Source organism: Mucilaginibacter sp. (genome assembly GCF_036383575.1).
Lineage (GTDB): Bacteria > Bacteroidota > Bacteroidia > Sphingobacteriales > Sphingobacteriaceae > Mucilaginibacter.
In genome coordinates this window covers 1-20,727 of sequence record NZ_DASVOB010000585.1, presented here as the reverse complement: position 1 = coordinate 20,727, position 20,727 = coordinate 1, and the positions used below count along the sequence as shown (strand labels likewise).

Annotated in this window: 11 protein-coding genes; 7 read left to right on the top strand and 4 right to left on the bottom strand. The window is 42.0% G+C overall.

The features are described from left to right. Positions 1-107 precede the first annotated feature (107 nt). From VF500_RS20920 to VF500_RS20905, 4 genes are all read right to left on the bottom strand, one after another. The gene (locus tag VF500_RS20920; protein ID WP_330861541.1) at positions 108-557 is read right to left on the bottom strand and encodes a cold shock domain-containing protein; all 450 of its coding nucleotides are present in this window, start codon (positions 555-557) and stop codon (positions 108-110) included. Between the two features lie 156 nt (positions 558-713). Continuing rightward, positions 714-1,031, bottom strand: coding sequence for a hypothetical protein (locus tag VF500_RS20915; protein ID WP_330861540.1), 318 nt, complete (start codon positions 1,029-1,031; stop codon positions 714-716). A gap of 293 nt (positions 1,032-1,324) precedes the next feature. Further along, positions 1,325-1,981: a hypothetical protein gene (locus tag VF500_RS20910; RefSeq protein WP_330861539.1), complete on the bottom strand. Its 657-nt coding sequence runs from the start codon at positions 1,979-1,981 to the stop codon at positions 1,325-1,327. A 311-nt stretch (positions 1,982-2,292) separates the two neighbouring features. After that, positions 2,293-3,180 carry an AraC family transcriptional regulator gene (locus tag VF500_RS20905; RefSeq protein ID WP_330861538.1) on the bottom strand — a complete coding sequence of 296 codons (888 nt, stop codon included), beginning with the start codon at positions 3,178-3,180 and terminating at the stop codon, positions 2,293-2,295. Positions 3,181-3,676: 496 nt separating this feature from the next. Between VF500_RS20905 and VF500_RS20900 the strand changes: the two genes are divergently transcribed. The 7 genes from VF500_RS20900 to VF500_RS20870 all read left to right on the top strand — a co-directional run. Continuing rightward, on the top strand, positions 3,677-6,781 hold the full coding sequence (locus tag VF500_RS20900) for a TonB-dependent receptor (protein WP_330861537.1): 3,105 nt from the start codon (positions 3,677-3,679) through the stop codon (positions 6,779-6,781). Positions 6,782-6,801: 20 nt separating this feature from the next. Further along, on the top strand, positions 6,802-8,364 hold the full coding sequence (locus tag VF500_RS20895; protein WP_330861536.1) for a RagB/SusD family nutrient uptake outer membrane protein: 1,563 nt from the start codon (positions 6,802-6,804) through the stop codon (positions 8,362-8,364). 211 nt (positions 8,365-8,575) lie between these two features. Beyond that, the gene (locus VF500_RS20890) at positions 8,576-12,718 is read left to right on the top strand and encodes a hybrid sensor histidine kinase/response regulator transcription factor (RefSeq protein WP_330861535.1); all 4,143 of its coding nucleotides are present in this window, start codon (positions 8,576-8,578) and stop codon (positions 12,716-12,718) included. Between the two features lie 306 nt (positions 12,719-13,024). After that, positions 13,025-14,227 (top strand): glycoside hydrolase family 5 protein, encoded by a 1,203-nt coding sequence (locus VF500_RS20885; RefSeq protein ID WP_330861534.1) that lies wholly within the window; start codon positions 13,025-13,027, stop codon positions 14,225-14,227. 100 nt (positions 14,228-14,327) lie between these two features. Further along, complete coding sequence (gene galA / locus VF500_RS20880; RefSeq protein WP_330861533.1) at positions 14,328-17,198, top strand: beta-galactosidase GalA; 2,871 nt, start codon at positions 14,328-14,330, stop codon at positions 17,196-17,198. A gap of 32 nt (positions 17,199-17,230) precedes the next feature. Further along, positions 17,231-19,387 (top strand): glycoside hydrolase family 3 C-terminal domain-containing protein, encoded by a 2,157-nt coding sequence (locus VF500_RS20875; RefSeq protein WP_330861532.1) that lies wholly within the window; start codon positions 17,231-17,233, stop codon positions 19,385-19,387. A gap of 13 nt (positions 19,388-19,400) precedes the next feature. Beyond that, positions 19,401-20,727 (top strand): sugar-binding domain-containing protein (locus VF500_RS20870; RefSeq protein ID WP_330861531.1); only part of this gene is annotated, 1,327 nt, incomplete at its 3' end.

Below are 20,727 nucleotides of genomic sequence, written 5' to 3'. Positions count from 1 at the left end.
CGCCGAATGTTGTGGGCCGGGTACTCGTGACTTTTAGGAAAATGAAAGTCACGGGTACGTCACGCTCTTGGTAGGTGCGTACCCGCATAGCTTTAACCAGGTATTTATTACTTTTTCACCTTGATCGCATTTAAGCCTTTAGCTCCCTGCTCGGTTTCGAAGGTTACCTTGTCATTCTCCTGGATGGCTTCCGTCAAACCATTGGCATGTACGAAGATGCTTTCCTGGGTTGTCAAATCCTTGATAAATCCATAGCCTTTGGAATCATTGTAAAAAGTAACAATGCCTTTTCGTACCGGATCGGCGGGAGGGAGGTACTCCTGCCTGGGGATGCCGATCTGGATATCTTCGGCATTCATTATTTTCTTTTTATTCGGATCAGGCGGAGTTGTGGTAATATTGCCGTTCTCGTCAATATAAGCCATCATATCTTCCAGGCTTTTTCCTTTATTTGAATTTGCCTTCCTGTCTTCTGCTTTGTCTTTCTTATCGAGTTGCTTTTTAAACTTTTTCTTTTCTCGTTCCTTTTTACTAAAGGTTTCTACTGGTTTCCCCATAACTTAATATACGAAGAAAAACTGACAAAAGCGACTACCGGGAATTTTTTTTAATAAAGAAATGTTTTCCCCGCTTTATTCATTTTAAAAGTATCAATGTGGTCATGCGCGGGGGGCACTTGTGTGTACACAATCGTTAGTACGGCATATTAGCAATCAAACCAATTTAACCTTTTTCCAGATGTTATACCCGCCATACATAAACATGAGCACAATAAATACATATACCCAAAAAGGGATATTGCGCCCGGCAATGACCAGGTAAAGGTAAGGTATGCTGAAACTAACAGAGGCCAGCAACAACGGCATCATGATGGCCCTCTTTGCCCTTAGGTTTTTAATTACCAAGCCAATGAAAATTACGAAGCATACTTTACTGACCAAATAAAGACAGCCCAGTAATAAAGGGTCAACCTCATGTTTTTCGCCTAAAGCAATTAACCAGTCTTTAATTACTATGAAAAAATCTGCCATTATTGCAATATATCATTTAATGTTGATACCGGAGGTGGAAAGAAAATGATAGCTATAGTCGATATCCAGTTCCCCATAACGATCAATTTGAAAAGAAAACGTTTTTGATCGCTCCAAAATCAATTGGCTTTGATAAAAAATTTCTCTTTACCGGCGCGATGCAGCGCCGGATGTTGCGGGCCAGGTACTTGCGATTTTTTAGTTATATAGGTCAAAAATACGCCAGGCAATCAAGCAACTCAGTACAGTATAATTCCGTCAATCCCCCCCCAAAAAAAACATTTAAGGGCAATTCACTTTCCCCCAATCCCGCTGATAATATGCTCAATTTGATTCAGCTGTTCCTTACTTAACTGTTTCAGGTTTTCCTGGCTTAATATGGTGTTGTTTATTTGAATGTAGTTGTTTTGCTCGTTGATAACGGTATTGGGCTGTTGTTTATTTATTGCGCCAACCATTTCAAAATAAAGCCGGGCGGCTTTCACATCGCCGTTGCTGGCAAGCTTACAAACGCCGGCCAATATTTCAGGGGTCATAAATTTAAACTGCTCTATTTCGGCAAGGTATTGCGGGTGCGTTTTATATTCTGTAAGGTGTTTGGCAACGGTTTGCCTGCTCAGGCCGGTTTCGCGGGCTATCATAAATTTAGGGGGCATGGCGCCATATTGGCCAATCAGCTTTGTAATGGCCCGGCCAATTGCAAAGTGGTTATGTTCCCAGATCTGATCATTTGTACTTGGAGGAAGAACCTGTGCTATTTTATCGATAAAGTTGTCCCTTTCTTCATCTTTGAGGTACACCAGCATTTCAGTACTAATTTCCCCGAGGTAATTACGTTCAGCATCGTTAAGATCTTCAATATCAGCTAAGGTGATCTTTTGCAACTTTAATACACGGTTGATCTTCTCTTGTGAAGGTGTTGAATTTGATAAGGCGTTTTCGGTTTTCATTAGGTCAGGTAATCTTTTGAATAAAGATAGGTAATTGCCTTTGAAATTGCTAATATTTTTAGTATTTATATGGTTGAGCGCCTGTTATTTCTACCTAATTAATTGAATTTAAGTTATTTAAGCATCGTAAGTCGGGGTTTGTTTTAGCAAGCGACAGGGTTAACGCCTGTTTTTTATAATGTCCTTAATTACAGATATTTAAATCGTGTTAACCCCGATTTATGTTAACCCTGTTAACCCCCATTCCGTTGCTGTCGAACCCGGCTAAACGAGCCCATGCCGAAGTTATAATAGGAGCATTGCCTCATTGATCAGTGATTAAAACCAACCTGGTACATCTGTTTTTTATAATCACTGGGCGACATGCCGGTAAGTTTTTTGAAGGTTTTGGAAAAGTAAGAAAGGTTATCAAATCCGGTTTGGGTACAAATTTCCGAGTAGGACATCCGGCTTGTCGCCATCAGGTACTGAGCACGCTCAACGCGTTTTTCATTGATATAATTTAACGGCCTGGTTCCGGTGTGCTGTTTAAACTGCCTCGAAAAGTAATCAACATTTTGATTTGCGCGGGATGCAAGCAGGTGAACTGAAAGATCCAGGTGTAAATTAACAAGGATGTAATTTAATGTCTCCGCAATTTTTACGGGGATAAGTTTATGCTCCGGGCTTTTGAACAATTGCGGGTTCAGGAATTTGGCAGTTAACATCATCAGGATACCCTGGGTTTCCAGGTACGTTGAGGTGTTTTGCTGATTATTAAGCTCCTGGTATTCCTTGTAATAAACATCTTTTTCATACACTTTGGGATTGTCGGACCGGTTAATGCCTCTTCCCGGGTTAATTTGAAGCAACCGGTTAAAAAGATCAATATCCATTTCGGTAGCTTTTGTTTTCAATACTGTCCTGTTATTGGCAAAAAGCGAACTCCCGTCTATCGAGTCCTCAAAAAACTGAATAAAAAACTGACCCAGATAATCACTACACGCTAAGTTGCATAGCGTGAAACTCGGAATGATGTACAAATAGCCCGGTTCAAGCTTTAGTGAACTGGCTGCATCTGATATTTCACCTTCCCCATCATCTATATAATAAATACGATAGTAAGGGCTGATCACATTCCTGTAGTTCCATTTAGCATTAAGCCTCACATAGTCAACGTTAAGGAGCGAGAAAGTATGTTGTAAATTTCTTTTGATCATCTGGGTTACAAATATGCAAATTGCTTTAATATACCAGAGTGTATATGAATGCTTTAAATATCAGAAAGTCGGGTTTCTACAAAAAAAAGTCCATTTCAATCAAATTTTCAGCTGTTGGTTTACTGTAGGTTTGAATCAACCAATATAAAGAAGGAATACCTCAAAACTTTGCATTAATACCTGGACATTAATGGGGCTTTACCCGATGGTGAAAATTATCGGGGCATATAGGTTATGCTTAAAGTATTCAAAAATGTTTCCAGGTAGCCCGCAATTAAGCTTGCCGGTTTGCAAAATAATCGTAACCCTTTATAAGTAGGATCACAACTAAATAAGGAGTAAATAACAATAAGTTAAACCTGTAAACCCATTACTATGAAAAAAAAGATATAGCACCTGTTAAAAAAGTCAGGCGTGCAGTGAACACGCCTAACCATTTGAGGAATAGCTGCCAGGCTTATTCCAATCATTAACCATTTTATAAAAAAACAAATTTATGAATAAAATTATACAGAACTACAATGTGCTTTATAAGCCAATGAGGTTCACATTCGGGTTGCTGTTTGCAGTATTGTGCCTTTCGGGATCACTATATGCAAAAGGTAATGCAAGCTACAATACAGCGGGCAGGATTTTAAAAGATGACAACCTCCCGGTTATCATAACGGGAAAAGTGATTGACGAAAAGGGGCAACCTTTAGTTGGGGTGAGCATCCTGATCAAAGGGGCCAATAACGGGGCGGTTACCGATATAGAGGGAAAATTTAAGCTTAACGTTCCCAATGAAAAGGCCATTCTGTTATTCAGATACATAGGGTATATAAACAAAGAAATTGTTGTGGGTAATGCGAGCGTGTTGAACGTTACGTTAATAGCCGAGCCAAAAAGCATCAACGAGATTGTTGTTGTTGGTTACAGCACACAAAGCAAACACAAGCTCACCAGCGCTGTGGTTACGGTTTCCGGCGATGAGCTGAACAAGCGTGTAGCTACTTCCCCTACAACCTTATTACAGGGTAAGCTTCCTGGTTTGCAGGTTGTTCAGGGTTCTGGTGAGCCGGGGGCCGAAAACGTACAGCTCACTATCAGAGGTACCGGCACGTTCAGTGGCGCGGGTTCAAATCCCCTGGTTATTGTTGACGGGCTTCCAGGGAGCCTTGATGTGCTTAACGCGAATGATATAGAATCAATCTCGGTATTGAAAGATGCATCTTCTGCGGCCATATACGGGTCACGCGGCGCGAATGGTGTAATTGTAGTAAAAACCAAAAGAGGCAAAGCCGGAGCACTTTCCGTTCAATATGCTTACAATTTCGGTATTTCCAATGCTACAAAGCTGCCGGATATTGTAACAAATTCAGCAACTTATATGCAGCTATCGAACGAAGCCCGCAGCAACTCTTCATTGGCCCCTCTGTATACGCAGGCGCAGATCGATCTCTATCAAAATGCGACAGACAGGGTGAAATATCCTAACCATAACTGGCTGAACGATATTTTCCGTACTGCTTATACCCAGAATCACTACCTAAACATGAGCGGAGGTAAAGACAGTACAACCTATAGCGTAGGTATTGGTATTACCAATCAACCAGGTGTTATGAGAGGGTTTGACTATTCAAAATATACGCTTTCCCTGGGTTTAACTTCAAAGCTTAATAAGAGGATAACCTTTGGAAGTGATATACAAATGCGCTATGGCAAAAAGCTCACGCCTGAAAATGGAGCAGGCGACCAGTTTCTTTCCGCGCTGGCCCAATCTCCTTTGTACCCTGCACAGGTTGACGGCAAATGGATAAAAAAAGCTTACTCAAATGAGTTGGGCAATAAAAATCCGGCGGCAATTGTTGGTGAAGATATCCGCACCAGGGGAGATGATAAATATTTGCAAGGTAACCTGTCGTTGGATATCGACCTTTTTAAGGGACTGAGATGGGAAAATAAAGGAGGGTTTAATTACGGAATTTATAAATTCAATGATTTCAGGCCTATCATACCTACGTATTATTATAGCGATATGAGCCCAGCCGGCAACCTTGACGATGGTGCACCCGGCCTTAACGTAGGCAATTCGGATAATTTATATACCGTTTACTACAGCCAGCTTACATATAAGAGGAGTTTCGGTGCCCATAACTTCTCCGCATTTGCAGGTTATCAACAGGAAAAAAATACAGCCAGCAATCTCAACGCATCAAGAACGCAGTATGTAACCAACTTTTTGAGGGAACTCGATGCGGGACCAACTGATGGACAAACCAATGGCGGCACATCTTCAGCATGGGCAATCAGTTCCTTATATGGTAGTGCCAATTATGACTACCAGGACAAATATTTGCTGGGCGCAAGCATCCGTTATGACGGTACATCCAGGTTGCCATCCAATACCCGCTACGGAACCTTTTACTCGTTTTCGGGCGGATGGCGCGTATCAAAAGAAAATTTCCTGAAAGATGTTTCCTGGTTAAATGACCTTAAGATCCGCGGTTCATGGGGCCAGTTAGGTAACCAGAATATCGGGACCTATCCTTATCAATCAACATTATCTGGCGCAAATTATGCTTTTGGCGGCACGGCTACCTCGGGCTTCGTTTCAAATACATTGGTTGACCCTAACCTTACCTGGGAAACTACACGGGTAGTTGATGCCGGTATTGACATGACCGTGTTTAACGATAAGTTGGTTTTCTCGGCAGATTATTTTAATAAATATACGTTCGATATTTTAAGGGGCTCGCAGGTGCCATTCTATGTTGGTCTTAATGCTCCAACAATAAATGATGGCGCGCTGAGGAACAAAGGTTTCGAGTTTGCAGTTCAGTATAATGACAAAATTGGTAAAGATTTTACCTATACCATTGGCTTAAACCTTCAAACCTATAAGAACAAGCTGGAGAAATACGGATCGAAGGATATCAGCGATCATACCATAAGGGAAGAGGGGCATGAGCTCGATGCCTATTACATGTATGTTTGGGATGGTATATTTCAATCTCAGGCTGAAATTGACAACTCTCCAAAACAACCGGTTACACCTACTCCGGGCGATTTAAAAATAAAGGATGTAAACGGCGACGGGAAAATTGATGCCAACGACAGGACCTATGTAGGCGGCAAATTCCCGTCATATCAATATTCGGCTAATTTGGGCGCGGGTTATAAGGGATTTGATTTCAGCGCGCAGATCTATGGTTCACAGGGGCAAAAGGCCTATGTTAACGGCTGGGGGATAGAGCCCTTCAGACAGGGATCGGTACCAACCACCGACTGGCTAAACCGCTGGACACCGACCAATCATAGCAACACTATGCCTAAAATATACGTTGCCGATGGTTATGCTGCCGTACAGAACTATCCGTCAACCTACTTCCTGAAGGATGCTTCTTTTGTCCGGTTAAAGAGCGTACAGCTCGGCTATACTTTGCCAACAGCTTTACTAAACAAAATCTCAATTAAGAGCCTCCGCGTTTTCGTGGCTGCCGACAATGTATTCACCATCAGTAAGTATCCGGGATTGGATCCTGAACGGGTAGGAGACGGAACTTACGTAACCTATCCTCAAAACAGGACAATAACCTTTGGTGCATCTGTTAAACTTTAACCTAATTAAAGAATACAATTATGAATCTTTACAATAAGTATATACTCATGCTGATCATGCTATCAGTCATGCTGGCATCCTGCAAAAAAAGTTCATTGAACCTTAATCCGCCTGATAAATTATCTACACAGAATTTCTGGAAATCTGAAAGCGATGCGGACCTTGCTTTAACAGGGTGTTACAACTTTTTATACGCTCAGGGCGGGAGTTATTCTACTTCGCAGTACCAGGTTGTGGCCTGGGATAATTTCAGTGATAACTCTTACGGGCAATATAATTATGGCGGCGGAACAAGCGCGCTTTCTTCAGGACTGTCGGCCGGGGTTTTTGATACCTATAATCTTTATCAATCATCTTACTATGTTAATAATTACAGGGCGATAGCTTCCATTAATTATTTCCTGGCTAATGTAGATAAGGTTCTTACCGGTGATAAATTAAAACAGTACAAAGCCGAAGGGTATTTTCTCCGGGCCTTTAATTATTATTGGCTTGCCGTATTATATGGCAATGTTATCATCACCACAGCAGACCCATATACCCTTGATTATACAAAACATATGGCCAAATCCACCAGGGCTGATGTTTTAAAGTTGGTTGAGGCCGATCTGGACCTGGCAATAGCCGGTTTGCCTGATGTTGCATACGGCAGCGGGCACGCAGTTAAAGGCACCGCGCAGGGCTATAAAGTAAGGGCTTTGCTGTTTGAGAAGAAGTATACAGAGGCAGCTGCCCTCGCCAACCAAATTATAACGGGCGCAAAGTTTTCTTTGAATACTTCTTACCCGGGCAACTTCTATAAACCGGCTCAAAACAACAGCCCGGAGATCATGTTTTCGGTGAAATACCAGTTGCCGAACCTGTCTCATCAGGATAATGGCATCAGTGTTTCTTTGCTGCGCTGGAAAGGCGAACTGGGCACGCAGGACCTGGTTAATGAATATGAAGCGGCAGATGGCAAAGACACCACCAGCTCTGCCGTTTATGTAAAGGGGAAACCCTATGATAACAGGGACCCGCGGATGCGTATGACCCTGTTTTTTCCTGGTGATACAAAAGCCCAGGGCTGGCCATTTACAGGATCTTATGCAGTAGGTACCCCGGGGAAAGATTCATGGATTGTGGGGTATTACCCTGTTAAAAAATGGCTTGACCCTACATTGGTTGACCCTGATTACGGAACAAAAGGCGATAATGATTTTGTTTTACTTCGTTACGCTGATGTTTTGCTGATGTATGCGGAAGCTCAAAATGAAGCAACAGGACCTGATGCAAGTGCTTACAATGCGATAAACCTTGTAAGGGCGCGTGTTAATATGCCGGCGTTGCCTGCTGGTTTGTCGCAGGCGCAATTCAGGGAAAAAGTTCGCCATGAGCGTCGTGTGGAGTTTGCCATGGAGGGGATCCGCTACTTTGACCTGAGAAGATGGGGTATAGCAACACAGAAACTCAATGGCTTTGTTCAAAATCCTTTATTCCCATCGGTAAAAACAAAATATGCTGATAATTATGATTTCTGGCCTATCCCTCAACCGGAGATAGACAGAAACGCGCCGGAGCTTGTTCAAAATCCGGGGTATTAATATGTAAACTATTATTAAACAAAAAGGGACTGCCTTAATTGAGGCAGTCCCTTTGACTATATTATTTTTTTCTATGATTTATCATATGCGTAGAGGTGGATTTATACATTCAAAATTCGATATTTACGAAAGCCATATCCGGAAATTTTGCATTTGTTGCAGATAGCCTAATCTATTGATTGAATGTTATTAATACCCCTATTTTCCAGCTATGAGATATAAAATATCCTTAAGCGTTATTATCCTGCTATTGTTTGTTCATGCTGTATTTGCCCAAAATGGCAAATACCAATTTTCGCAGTTGAACAGAAGCAATGGTTTGTCTAACAATCAGGTTAACTCTGTATTTAAAGATTCTGAAGGTTTTATGTGGTTCGGTACGGCAGCGGGCCTTAACCGTTATGATGGCTATACTTTTAAAATATTCAAACATGATGTTTATAATAAAAAGTCCCTCAATGATGATTTTGTAACCGGTATTTTTGAGGGGCCGGGTAAAAAATTATGGGTGTCAACGCGGAACGGATATTGCTTTTACGATCCTGAAACCGAGCAGTTTGATAGTGATATATCGCTGATGACCGGTTCTTTAAAGCTTCCGGGGTATCCTTTTGTATCTAAGATAATCCGCAGCGGCAAAGGCGAGTTTTGGTTTGTTTGCCCTGATTCCGGCCTTTACAGGTATAATGAGTTAAGCAAAACAACCAGGCGGTATTATCATCAGCGCTCTGGTGCTTCATTACATTCAAATCTTATTGCCGATATAGCACAGGATGCAACAGGTAGTATATGGTTGGCATATCGCGACGGCGTGGTTGAAAGATTAGACATCAACCAAAATAGAATCGCCTATCGCACCGATATTTTTAGTAAAGCTGTCAGTAATAAGGATGGAAATTATTCAATTACCGTGGACAGAGATAATGGTCTATGGTTATATTCTTCTAATTTTAATTCCGGCGCATATTACTATAGCCCGTCCTCGGGAGTATTCCGGCATATTACCGACGAATCGGCCGGCGCAAAGTTAAAATCCAATATCATTAGCAATATTATCCAGGCCGATGATGGCCTGATATGGATAGGCACTGATCATGGTGGTATAAACGTATTAGATAAAAAAAGCTTCACCATAACCTATTTACTTAACCGGGAAGATGATGCCAAATCGCTAAGTCAAAACAGCGTAACCCTTTATAAAGATGATTCAGGTATTATGTGGGCAAGCACCTTTAAAGAAGGGGTAAGTTATTATCACAAAAATATTATCCGGTTCCCACTATACAGGCATTTTGCCTCAGATCGCGAAAGTTTAAGTTTTGAAGACGCTAACAAGTTTGTTGAAGATAAAAATGGCAATCTGTGGATTGGTACAAACGGAGGGGGGCTAATTTACTTTAACCGTAAAACAGGCAGCTTTAAGCAGTATAAAAATGAGCAGGGAAATCCAAACAGCCTTAGCAATGATATCATTGTTAGCTTATGTATCGACCATGATCAGAAATTATGGATTGGAACATATTTCGGAGGGCTGGATTGTTTTGATGGAAAAAAATTTATTCATTATAAACACGATGATAAGGTAGCCGGCAGTATTGCTGATAATCGGGTATGGAGCATTCTTGAAGATTCGTCCAACACGTTATGGATAGGAACATTTGCAGGCGGACTTCAAATATTTGACAGAGAGAAAAAGATATTTTCTGCTCCTTTTAAGCAAACAGATATAAGGTCGCCTTACGTAGCCACACTCTTTGAGGACAGGAAGGGTAATATCTGGGTTGGAGGATACTTTGGCATTGATGTAATATTGAAAAATAAGGGCGGGTTCGTTCATTACAGCGCTGATAAGAAGGGCACAAACAGTTTGATCAGCAACAGTGTAAATTGTATTACACAGGACAGCCGCGGCCTCATCTGGATAGCAACGCGCGAAGGGCTGAGCATTGTTAACCCCGAAACCGGATTTATCAGGTCGTTAACAGGGCAAAGTGGATTGCCGGACAATACCATAATGGATGTACTGGAGGATAACCGGGGGACAATATGGGTAAGTACAGCCAATGGATTAAGCAGGATAACTTTTATTCAAAAGCAAGCACCTTATGCATTCAGATTTGAAAACTTTGATGAAACGGATGGCCTACAAGGCAAAGAGTTTAACACACGTGCTGCTCTCAAAACCAGCAAAGGCGAATTGATATTTGGAGGAGGACATGGTGTTAACATTTTCGACCCTTTAGCCATACATGCCAATATATATAAACTGAGATTGATTTTTACGGACTTTTTGCTGTTTAACAAAAGCGTTGCAGCCAATGAGGAGGTCAATGGACATGTTGTATTAACAAAGGCTATTTCTGCAACGCGTAATCTGACACTGACCCACAGCGAAAATGTATTTACAATTGAATTTGCCGCATTGAACTTTTTTAATCCCAATAAGGTAAAGCATCAATACATGATGGAAGGTTTTGATAAGGATTGGCTTGACGCGGATAATGCAATACGAAAAGCTACATACACCAATCTTGATGGCGGCGATTACACCTTTAAGGTGCGCGCAGTTAGCCAGGAGGGAAGGTGGGACCCTGATTATATAACGTTAAAAATTAAGGTATTGCCCCCGTTCTGGAAATCGACAATGGCCTATTTTATTTATATAATGCTTTTAGCTGGAGTACTGTTCTTTATGCGCCGGCGGGGAATCCAAAAAATAAGAAGGCAGTTTGAAATTGAAAAAGAGAAGCAGGAAGCTAAATTATTAATTGAGCAAGAGCGCCAGGAGGCCCGCCGTATGCATGAACTTGATATGATGAAAATTAAGTTCTTTACCAATGTAAGCCATGAATTCAGAACTCCCTTATCATTGATCATGGCCCCGGTTGATAAGATCTTAAAGCAAACTGAAGCAGAAGAGCAAAGGTACCAGCTGCAATTGATCAACCGTAACGCCAAACGTTTATTAAACATGGTAAACCAGTTGCTTGATTTCAGAAAAATGGAGGTACAGGAACTCAGGCTACATACGCGGAACGGGGATATTATAAGTTTTATTAAGGAAATGGTTTTTTCCTTCTCGGATGTTGCCGAGAAAAAGCACATCAGGCTGGTATTTGATTCGGAAATCCAAAGCCTGGTGATCAACTTTGATCACGATAAAATAGAGCGGATCCTTTTTAATCTGCTTTCTAATGCATTTAAGTTTACGCCCGACGATGGGAATGTTAGTGTTTTATTGGCGATAAATGAAAAAGCATCTGAAAAAACATTGCTGGAGATAAAGGTTATCGATACAGGCATCGGGATCCCTTTAGATAAGCAGGACAAGATTTTTGAACGTTTTTTTCAGAACGAAATACCCGGCTCAATGGTTAACCAGGGGAGTGGTATCGGTTTATCAATAACAAAGGAATTTGTAAAACTGCATGATGGTAAAATATCAGTAGAGAGCGAAACGGGGAGGGGTAGTTGCTTTACCATATTGCTTCCTGTTGATCTAATAGTTAATGAGCACGCGCCCGTTAAAAAAAACAATATATCCATGACCGATGATCAGGCGTGGTTACAAACAGGAAGTAGTAATACTAATAAAAAGCTTACAGTTTTACTGGTTGAAGATAACGAAGACTTTCGCTTTTATTTAAAGGATAATTTAAGTGATACTTTTAATATCATTGAGGCCGCCAACGGCAGGGAGGGTTGGCAAAAAAGCCTGGCCCTGCATCCTAATCTGGTTGTTAGTGATATCAGCATGCCCGAGATGAACGGCATCGACCTATGCCGCAAAATACGTAACGATAAACGAACATCGCATATACCGGTTGTATTACTTACCGCTGTTACCGGCGAAGAGCAACAATTACAAGGGCTTGAGACCGGCGCCAACGATTATCTTACCAAGCCTTTCAATTTCGAGATCCTGATGTCTAAATTGAAGAATATACTGGCTATGCAGGAAGATATGCGCAAAACTTATCAAAAGCAACTTGATGTTAAGCCAACAGAAATAGAGACAGAATCATTTGATGAGGCGTTTATCAAAAAGGCAGTGCAATTGATTGAGAAAAATATCGACAACGCCGATTTCTCGGTGGAGGAGCTAAGCAGCGAGTTGTTTGTAAGCCGGGTTACTTTGTATAAAAGGGCATTGGCTTTAACCGGCAAGTCACCGGTCGACTTGATTCGCTCTATTCGCCTGAAGCGTGCTGCTCAGTTGCTTGAAAGTTCACAGTTAACCATATCACAGATATCATATAAGGTAGGCTTTAAAAGCCAGAAGTATTTTGTACGATGCTTTAAGGCCGAATTTAACTGCCTTCCGTCGGCATATGTCAGCAATAAAAATAAGTAGCTGTTTATGAAATCCTGTAATGAGTTGATCATACCCTAACTTGATACCCGATTGCTCTTTTTGTTAAATTTCCCTTCCGTTGTTTTAGGCTATGGTCTGTTTTAAATCAGTATTCTATAGTTTAAAGTCCTGTAAATGAGTCTGATGGTTCGGACTTTACATTTGTGCCCCTATTTATAAACAATCGATTGCACAAGGATTCCTTAGCTTTGCCCCGTAAATCAATGCCGACTTTGAATTGTAAAGTGCAATTCAAAGTCAGTATTGATCACAACCAATTATATCGTAACCTGCTTAATTAATACTATGTTAAAACGTATACTATTGTGTACCCCTGCTGTTTTTTTAATTGCTTTATCGGTGGCAGCTGCTGCTCGCGGCGTTTATAAAAAGTCGGTAGTGGATACAACCGTTGCCAGCACTATCTATCCGTCATATAACACATCACCGAAATCGCCGGATATGACAGGAATGGGTAATACAGCGGTACAGCAGGCAGCTCTTATAAAATTAGGTTGGAACATCGGTAACACGATGGAAGCTCCCGGCGGGGAAACTGGCTGGGGCAACCCTTTGATCACAGAAAACTATATCAAATTTATAAAGCGGAGCGGGTTTAATGCTATTCGTATCCCTTGTGCATGGGATCAATATGCCGACAAAAAAAGTGCTAAGATACAGGATGCCTGGTTAAATCGAGTAAAGCAGGTGGTTCAATATTGTGTAAAAAATGATATGTATGTTTTACTCAATATTCATTGGGATGGAGGCTGGCTTGAAAATAATTGTATCCCGGCTAAAAAAGACGCTGTAAATGCCAGGCAAAAAGCGTTTTGGGAGCAGATAGCTACAACTATGCGCGATTTTGATGAACACCTGATGTTTGCAAGCGCTAATGAACCCAACACAAATGATGCCACCCAAATGGCTGTATTACTTTCATACCATCAAACTTTTGTTAATGCAGTAAGGGCAACAGGGGGCCGAAATACTTACAGGGTATTAATTGTTCAAGGCCCCGGTACCGATATTCCCAAAACAAACAAGTTGATGGACTCCCTGCCAACTGATCGGGTTGCAGACCGATTGATGGTTGAGGTACATTACTATTCTCCTTCCAATTTTTGCCTTTTGCAGAAAGATGAATCATGGGGGCGTATGTTTTATTACTGGGGAAGCGGGCATCACTCATTGTCGGATATCTCAAGGAACCCAACCTACGGAGAAGAAGCTGAGGTTAAGAGTGCATTTCAGCTTATGAAAACAAAATTTGTGGATAAAGGTATTCCCGTTTTGATGGGAGAATATGGAGCCTACAGACGAAGTACTCCCCAAGATTTAGTGGCACACAATGATGCAGTAGATTACTGGATAAAATTTACGACCCGCGAGGCTATTGCAAACGGACTTAAGCCATTTTTCTGGGATACAGGCGTTGCCATAGACAGGCGAAATAATAAGATACTTGATCAGCGTACTATTAATGCCCTTGTAGCAGGTGCCAATTGAAAACTTATTCAATGATAATAAATCCGCTACTTACTACCTATTGGCGCTTTCACCATTGATGTTCATATTAATAACCTCATCCAAATCCATACTTACAAAAATGAAACCCATCTGTTTTCTGTACTTTTTAATTTTAGCTTTTGTTGTTACAGAGAAAACTATAGCCCAATCTCCCGAAACATCAGCTTCAAAGCGTCAACATTTATCTATGGATAGTGACTGGCGGTTTGCTTTAGGCCATGCTTATGATCCCTCAAAAGATTTTTACAATGGTACAGGTGGCTTCTCTTATTTGGCCAAAACGGGGTACGGAGACGGCGCCGCATCACCGGAATTTGATGACAGGGGCTGGCGTAAAATTAATCTGCCGCATGATTGGGCCGTTGAGCAATCCTTTAGTCCTAAAGGTAGTTTTAGTCATGGATCAAAGGCAATTGGCCGTAACTTTCCTGAAGCCAGTGTGGGCTGGTATCGCAAAACGTTTGTTGTCCCGGCTGCTGATCTTGGTAAACGGATATCTATTGCATTCGATGGCGTTTTTCGAAACAGCATAGTTTGGGTAAACGGCCATTATCTGGGAACCGAACCCAATGGTTACAACAGCTTTGAATATAATATTTCTGAATACTTAAACTATGGTGGCAATAACCTCATAGCTGTACGGGCCGATGTAACCATGGAAGAAGGCTGGTTTTATGAAGGTGCCGGTATCTATCGCCATGTTTGGCTTAATAAAACAGACCAACTGCATATCGTTTCTGACGGAACATTTGTTACAACCCAGGTAAAAAACAACAACAATGCCGATATCACTGCAATATCCGCCATCATCAACGACGATAAAGAATCAAGGAGTTTTAGTGTAACCCAAACCATTATCGATGATAATGGAAAAACCATCGCGACAAAAACAACTACCGGGCTTACTTTGCAGCCTTTTGCATCGCAGGATATCAAAAATATTTTACCCGTTAGTAATCCCAGGCTATGGAGTATAGAAAGTCCAAACCTTTACAAGCTGGTGACTACTGTTGAAGAAGGCGGAACAGCTACAGATGGCTATACTACAACCTTTGGGATCCGCAGTATCAGGTTTGACGCTAACGAGGGCTTTTTTCTGAATGGAAAGCATGTTAAAATAAAAGGCACCAATAATCACCAGGACCATGCTGGTGTAGGTGCCGCCATTCCTGATGCTTTACAGGAGTTCAGGATTCGTGCCTTAAAGGGAATGGGCTGTAATGCCTATCGCTGTTCGCATAATCCGCCAACGCCTGAACTGCTGGACGCGTGTGATAAGTTGGGTATGCTGGTTATTGACGAAAACCGCTTAATGGGTGTGGCATCAACTCAACTAAATGACTTGAAAAGGATGATCCGGCGCGACCGTAATCACCCCAGCATTATCAGCTGGTCGATAGGGAACGAGGAATGGGGCATTGAAGGTAATATTACCGGCGCGCGAATAGCAGCTACGATGCAGGCTTTTGCCAAGTCGGTTGATTCAACGCGCTATATCACCGCGGCCATAAGCGGTGGGATTGGATCCGGAATATCAACCGTGATAGATGTACTGGGATATAATTATGTTGCTACAAAAAACACTGATGAGCAACATGAAAAATACCCTCAGCAGTTTAGCTGGGGTACCGAAGAAGGGTCTACAGTTGCATCAAGAGGAATTTATGAAGATGATATGAGCAAACAGCAGCTTGTAGCGTATGACAGAAAGCAAAATGATTTTTTCTACAGCCTGGAACAAGGCTGGAAATACTACGCCGCGCGTCCGTACCTGGCGGGAATGTTCATTTGGACGGGTTTTGATTACAGAGGAGAGCCGACACCTTTCGGATGGCCTTCTGTCGGCTCATATTTTGGGATGCTTGATGCCTGTGGTTTTCCTAAAGACGATTACTATTATTTAAAGTCATGGTGGACTGATCAAACCGTTGTACACCTGTTGCCGCATTGGAATTGGCATGGCAAAGAAGGTAAGGAAATACGGGTGTGCGCTTATAGTAATTGCGACGAGGTAGAGCTTTTTCTGAATAAAAAGAGCCTTGGTAAAAAGACTATGGATTTAAACGGGCACCTGGAATGGCAGGTGAAATATGAGCCGGGAACGCTTGAAGCAATAGGTTATAAAAAAGGTATAAAAGCAGGCAGCGACGTTGTTAAAACTACCCTGGAGCCGGTCAATATTAATTTAGAGACTAATAGGGATGCCATCAAAGCCGACAGCAAGGATATAGCTTTAATTACTGTTCAAACTACTGATAAAAATAAGCTGAGGGTGCCAACGGCCGATAGTGAGATAGGCTTTTTAATTGAAGGGCCCGGTAAAATTATAGGTGTTGGTAACGGAGATCCCACCTCACTGGAGCCGGATCAATACTTAGAACGGATCAACCTTGTTCATATAGGCAGTTTTAAAGAAAAGTTCGTGGATGATTTAAATGTAAAAGCAGAGGTTGCGGCCGACTATGATGACAGCAACTGGCAAAATGCTTTTAAAGACACCCGGGACGATGAATTTGGCCGAAAGGTGAAAGCGATAGTTTACAGGGCTGGTTTCACTGTGCCTGCCGATGGAGCTGCCGCTACCGCTACATTTTTTAATAAAAACATAGGCAAGGTACAAAGCATTTATATCAACGGTAAAGAGATAGGCCATGAAATCAAAGAGAATGCAGAGAAGATAGAATTTAAACTTGAAGCCTCATTACTGCACCCAGGTAACAACACCATCGCTATTGTGGCCACACCGTTGCTTAAAGCAAATATTTGGGCGGGAGTTAATACAGATCCTGGTCTGATCCAGCTGGTTTACCCTGCGGCTTCATATAAACGAAAACTGTTTAGCGGGTACGCCCAGGTTATTGTACAATCAACAGGGCAACCCGGAACTATAGTTTTAAAAGCAACTTCACCTGGATTAAAGCAATCAACTATTGGGATAGTAGCTAAGTAATGTCAAAAAGTAACTCCAAAGAAATAATATTTATGAAATATACAATTGCCTGTATTATAGCGCTTTTTTTGTTCGGTAAAGTTTCGGCGCAAAGTAAAAGTGAGGCAGCCCTTAAAGCAAAGATCAGTAGCGTTATCAGGAAAATGACACTTGAAGAAAAAATAGCAATGTTGCATGGCAATGCTCTATTTTCTTCGGCAGGAATACCCCGTTTAGGTATTCCGGAACTCACGTGCGATGACGGGCCTTTAGGTGTGCGTGAAGAAATAAAGCGTTTTGATTGGGCTTCGGCTAACTGGACAACCGATTCTGCCACGTTTTTACCCAATGGTTCGGCAATAGCAGCTACCTGGAACCCCTTGATGGCTAACAAATACGGGGTGGTGATAGGGGAGGAAGCGAATGCCCGTAAAAAGATTGTAATGCTTGCACCTGCATTTAATATTTGCAGGATGCCTCTGTGTGGCCGTACCTATGAATATTACTCCGAAGATCCGTATCTAAACAGCCAACTGGCCATTCAATCTGTAAAAGGGATTCAAAGTCAACATGTGGCTGCCTGCATAAAACACTTTGCTGCCAACAACCAGGAACTTAACCGTGATAGTGTAAAGACCTTAGTTGACGAAAGGGCTTTGCGCGAAATTTATTTCCCGGCGTTTAAAGCTGCCATACAGCAGGGTAATGCTTACACTATTATGTCGGCCTATAATAAGTTGAATGGTTACTGGTGTTCAGAGAATGACTTTTTATTAAATAAAGTACTAAAAAATGAATGGGGCTTTAAAGGCGTGGTCATGTCTGACTGGGCCGGTACGCATCATACGGTTGCTGCCGCAAACAACGGCCTCGATATTGAAATGGGATCAAGCGGACCGTATGATCAGTGGTATTTTGCCAAACCCTTGTTGGCTGCTGTTAAAGCGGGACAGGTTTCTGTAAAAACCATTGATGATAAAGTAAGCCGGATTTTATGGCTCATGTACCATACCTCCATGAGTACCAATCATCCAAAAGGATCTATAGCTACGCCTGAACATGCAAAAACCGCGTATGAAATTGCATCAGAATCTATCGTTCTGCTAAAAAACGACAGTCATTTATTGCCTTTAAAAACAAGCGGAATCAAAAGCATTGCTGTTATTGGCGATAATGCCGTACGCACATTTGCTTTAGGAGGTTACGGTGCAGGTGTAAAGGCTAAACATGAAGTTACCGCGTTAGCCGGCATAAGATCAAGGTTCGGCAAAACAGCCAGTATCAGTTTTGCGCAGGGTTACAAGGCAAATTACATGGCAAGTAAAACTGAGGAACAAAACCGTGGCTACGACAAACCTGATCAGAACCTGATTGATGAGGCCGTAGCGCTTGCAAAAACCAGCGATGTTGCCATTTTGTGTGTAGGCTCAAACCGTGAATATGAGAGCGAGGGCCATGACCGCAAGACCCTGGAGCTTCCTTTTGGCGAACAAGCCCTCGTTAATGCGGTGAGTGCCGTTAACCCTAACACTATTATTGTCATTATGGCCGGTGCACCGTATGATCTGAACGAAATTAAAAAATCAAATCACGCCATTGTTTGGTCATGGTTTAACGGGTCTGAAGCCGGTAACGCACTGGCGGATGTATTAAAGGGTGTTATTAATCCTTCGGGCAAGCTGCCGTTTACCTTTCCGGTTTCGTTACATGATTCACCTGCATTTAACCTGGATACCTATCCCGGTAAGGGCCTTACGGCTGACTATAAAGAAGGTATATTGGTTGGATATCGTTGGTATGATACTAAGAAAATAGAGCCGCAATTCCCTTTTGGATATGGTCTTTCCTATACCGATTTTTCTATCAGTAAACTTTCCACAGATAAATCAAGCTATAAAAAAGACGAAACAATCCATGCAAAGTTTACGATCAAAAATACCGGTGTTAGATCCGGGGCCGAAGTTGTACAGTTATATGTAAGCGACCCGGTTTGTTCAGTATTGCGTCCTGAAAAAGAGCTTAAAGCTTTTGAAAAGATATTTTTAAAACCCGGCGAAACCAAAACGATAGAAATGCAGGTGAAAGTTGCTGATCTGGCGTTTTACGATGAGTCAAAAAATGTATGGAATGCGGAAGCCGGTGAGTATATCCTTGAGTTGGGTAATTCATCCCGCAATATTATTTTGAAAACAAGAATTGCAGTTAAATAAGCATATCATTTTTATGAAAGCAATAATTATAGCCATTTTGCTTTGGACCGGCAGCATGTTAAGTTTCGCTCAAATACCGGGCGTTATTAAACGAAAACAACTGTTTGATTACAATTGGAAATTTAAGCTGGGCGATGATTCGCTGGCACGGTTACGGGATTTTAGCGATACAGGCTGGCGTAGTATCGATCTGCCGCATGATTGGAGCATTGAAGGAAAGATAAACGCTAAAAATCCAACGGGTGGTGCAGGCGGTTATTTTCCGGCGGGCATGGCCTGGTACCGAAAAATGTTTAAGGCCGCGCCTGAATGGAAGGGAAAAAACGTTTCCATTTATTTTGAAGGCGTATATATGAACTCCGAGGTGTTTATCAATGGTAAATCACTCGGAACCCGCCCTTATGGTTATTCTTCATTTAGGTATGATCTGTCACCCTACCTGGATTTTAGCAAAGAAAATGTGATAGCTGTTCGTGTAGATAATTCACAACAAATAAACAGCAGGTGGTACAGTGGCTCGGGGATTTATCGCCATGTATGGATGAATATTGCCAATCCTTTACATGTAGCCGATTGGGGAGTTGCGGTTACCACGCCTGAGGTATCTTCAAAACAGGCCTCTGTACAGGTTAAGGCTACGATAAAAAACGAAACGGCCTTTTCACAAAGCATTGCCGTAAATACCCGGTTGCTATACGGGCGTTTTAAAGATGCGGGGAATAATATGATAAGGTTAACATTACCCGCCCACAGTGAAAAGGAGATCACACAAACTATAAAAGTATCAAAACCCTTGCTATGGACACCGGAAAGTCCCAACTTATATCAGGCTCAGATCCAGGTATTAAAAGGCAATGAGCTCGTAGATGAAACAAAGACAACCTTTGGTATTCGTTCCTTAAAGTTTACAGCCGAGCACGGTTTTCAGCTTAATGGTAAAACTATCAAGATAAGCGGTGGGTGTGCACATCATGATAATGGCTGCCTTGGTGCTGCAGCTTTTGACCGGGCCGAGGAACGGAAGGTGGAGTTGTTAAAAGCTGCCGGGTTTAACGCTGTAAGAACTTCTCATAATCCCCCTTCCGAAGCCTTTTTAGATGCTTGTGACAGGCTGGGTTTATTGGTTATTGACGAGGCTTTTGATGGTTGGAGAATCGGTAAAAACAAGCACGATTATTCGGTATATTTTGATAAATGGTCGAAACTTGATCTCGAAACAATGGTGCTGCGCGACCGTAACCATCCATCAATTTTTATGTGGAGTATCGGTAACGAGGTTGTTGAGCGAAATAAGCCAGAGGCTGTTGTGACCGCTAAAATGCTTGCCGGCACTGTTAAAA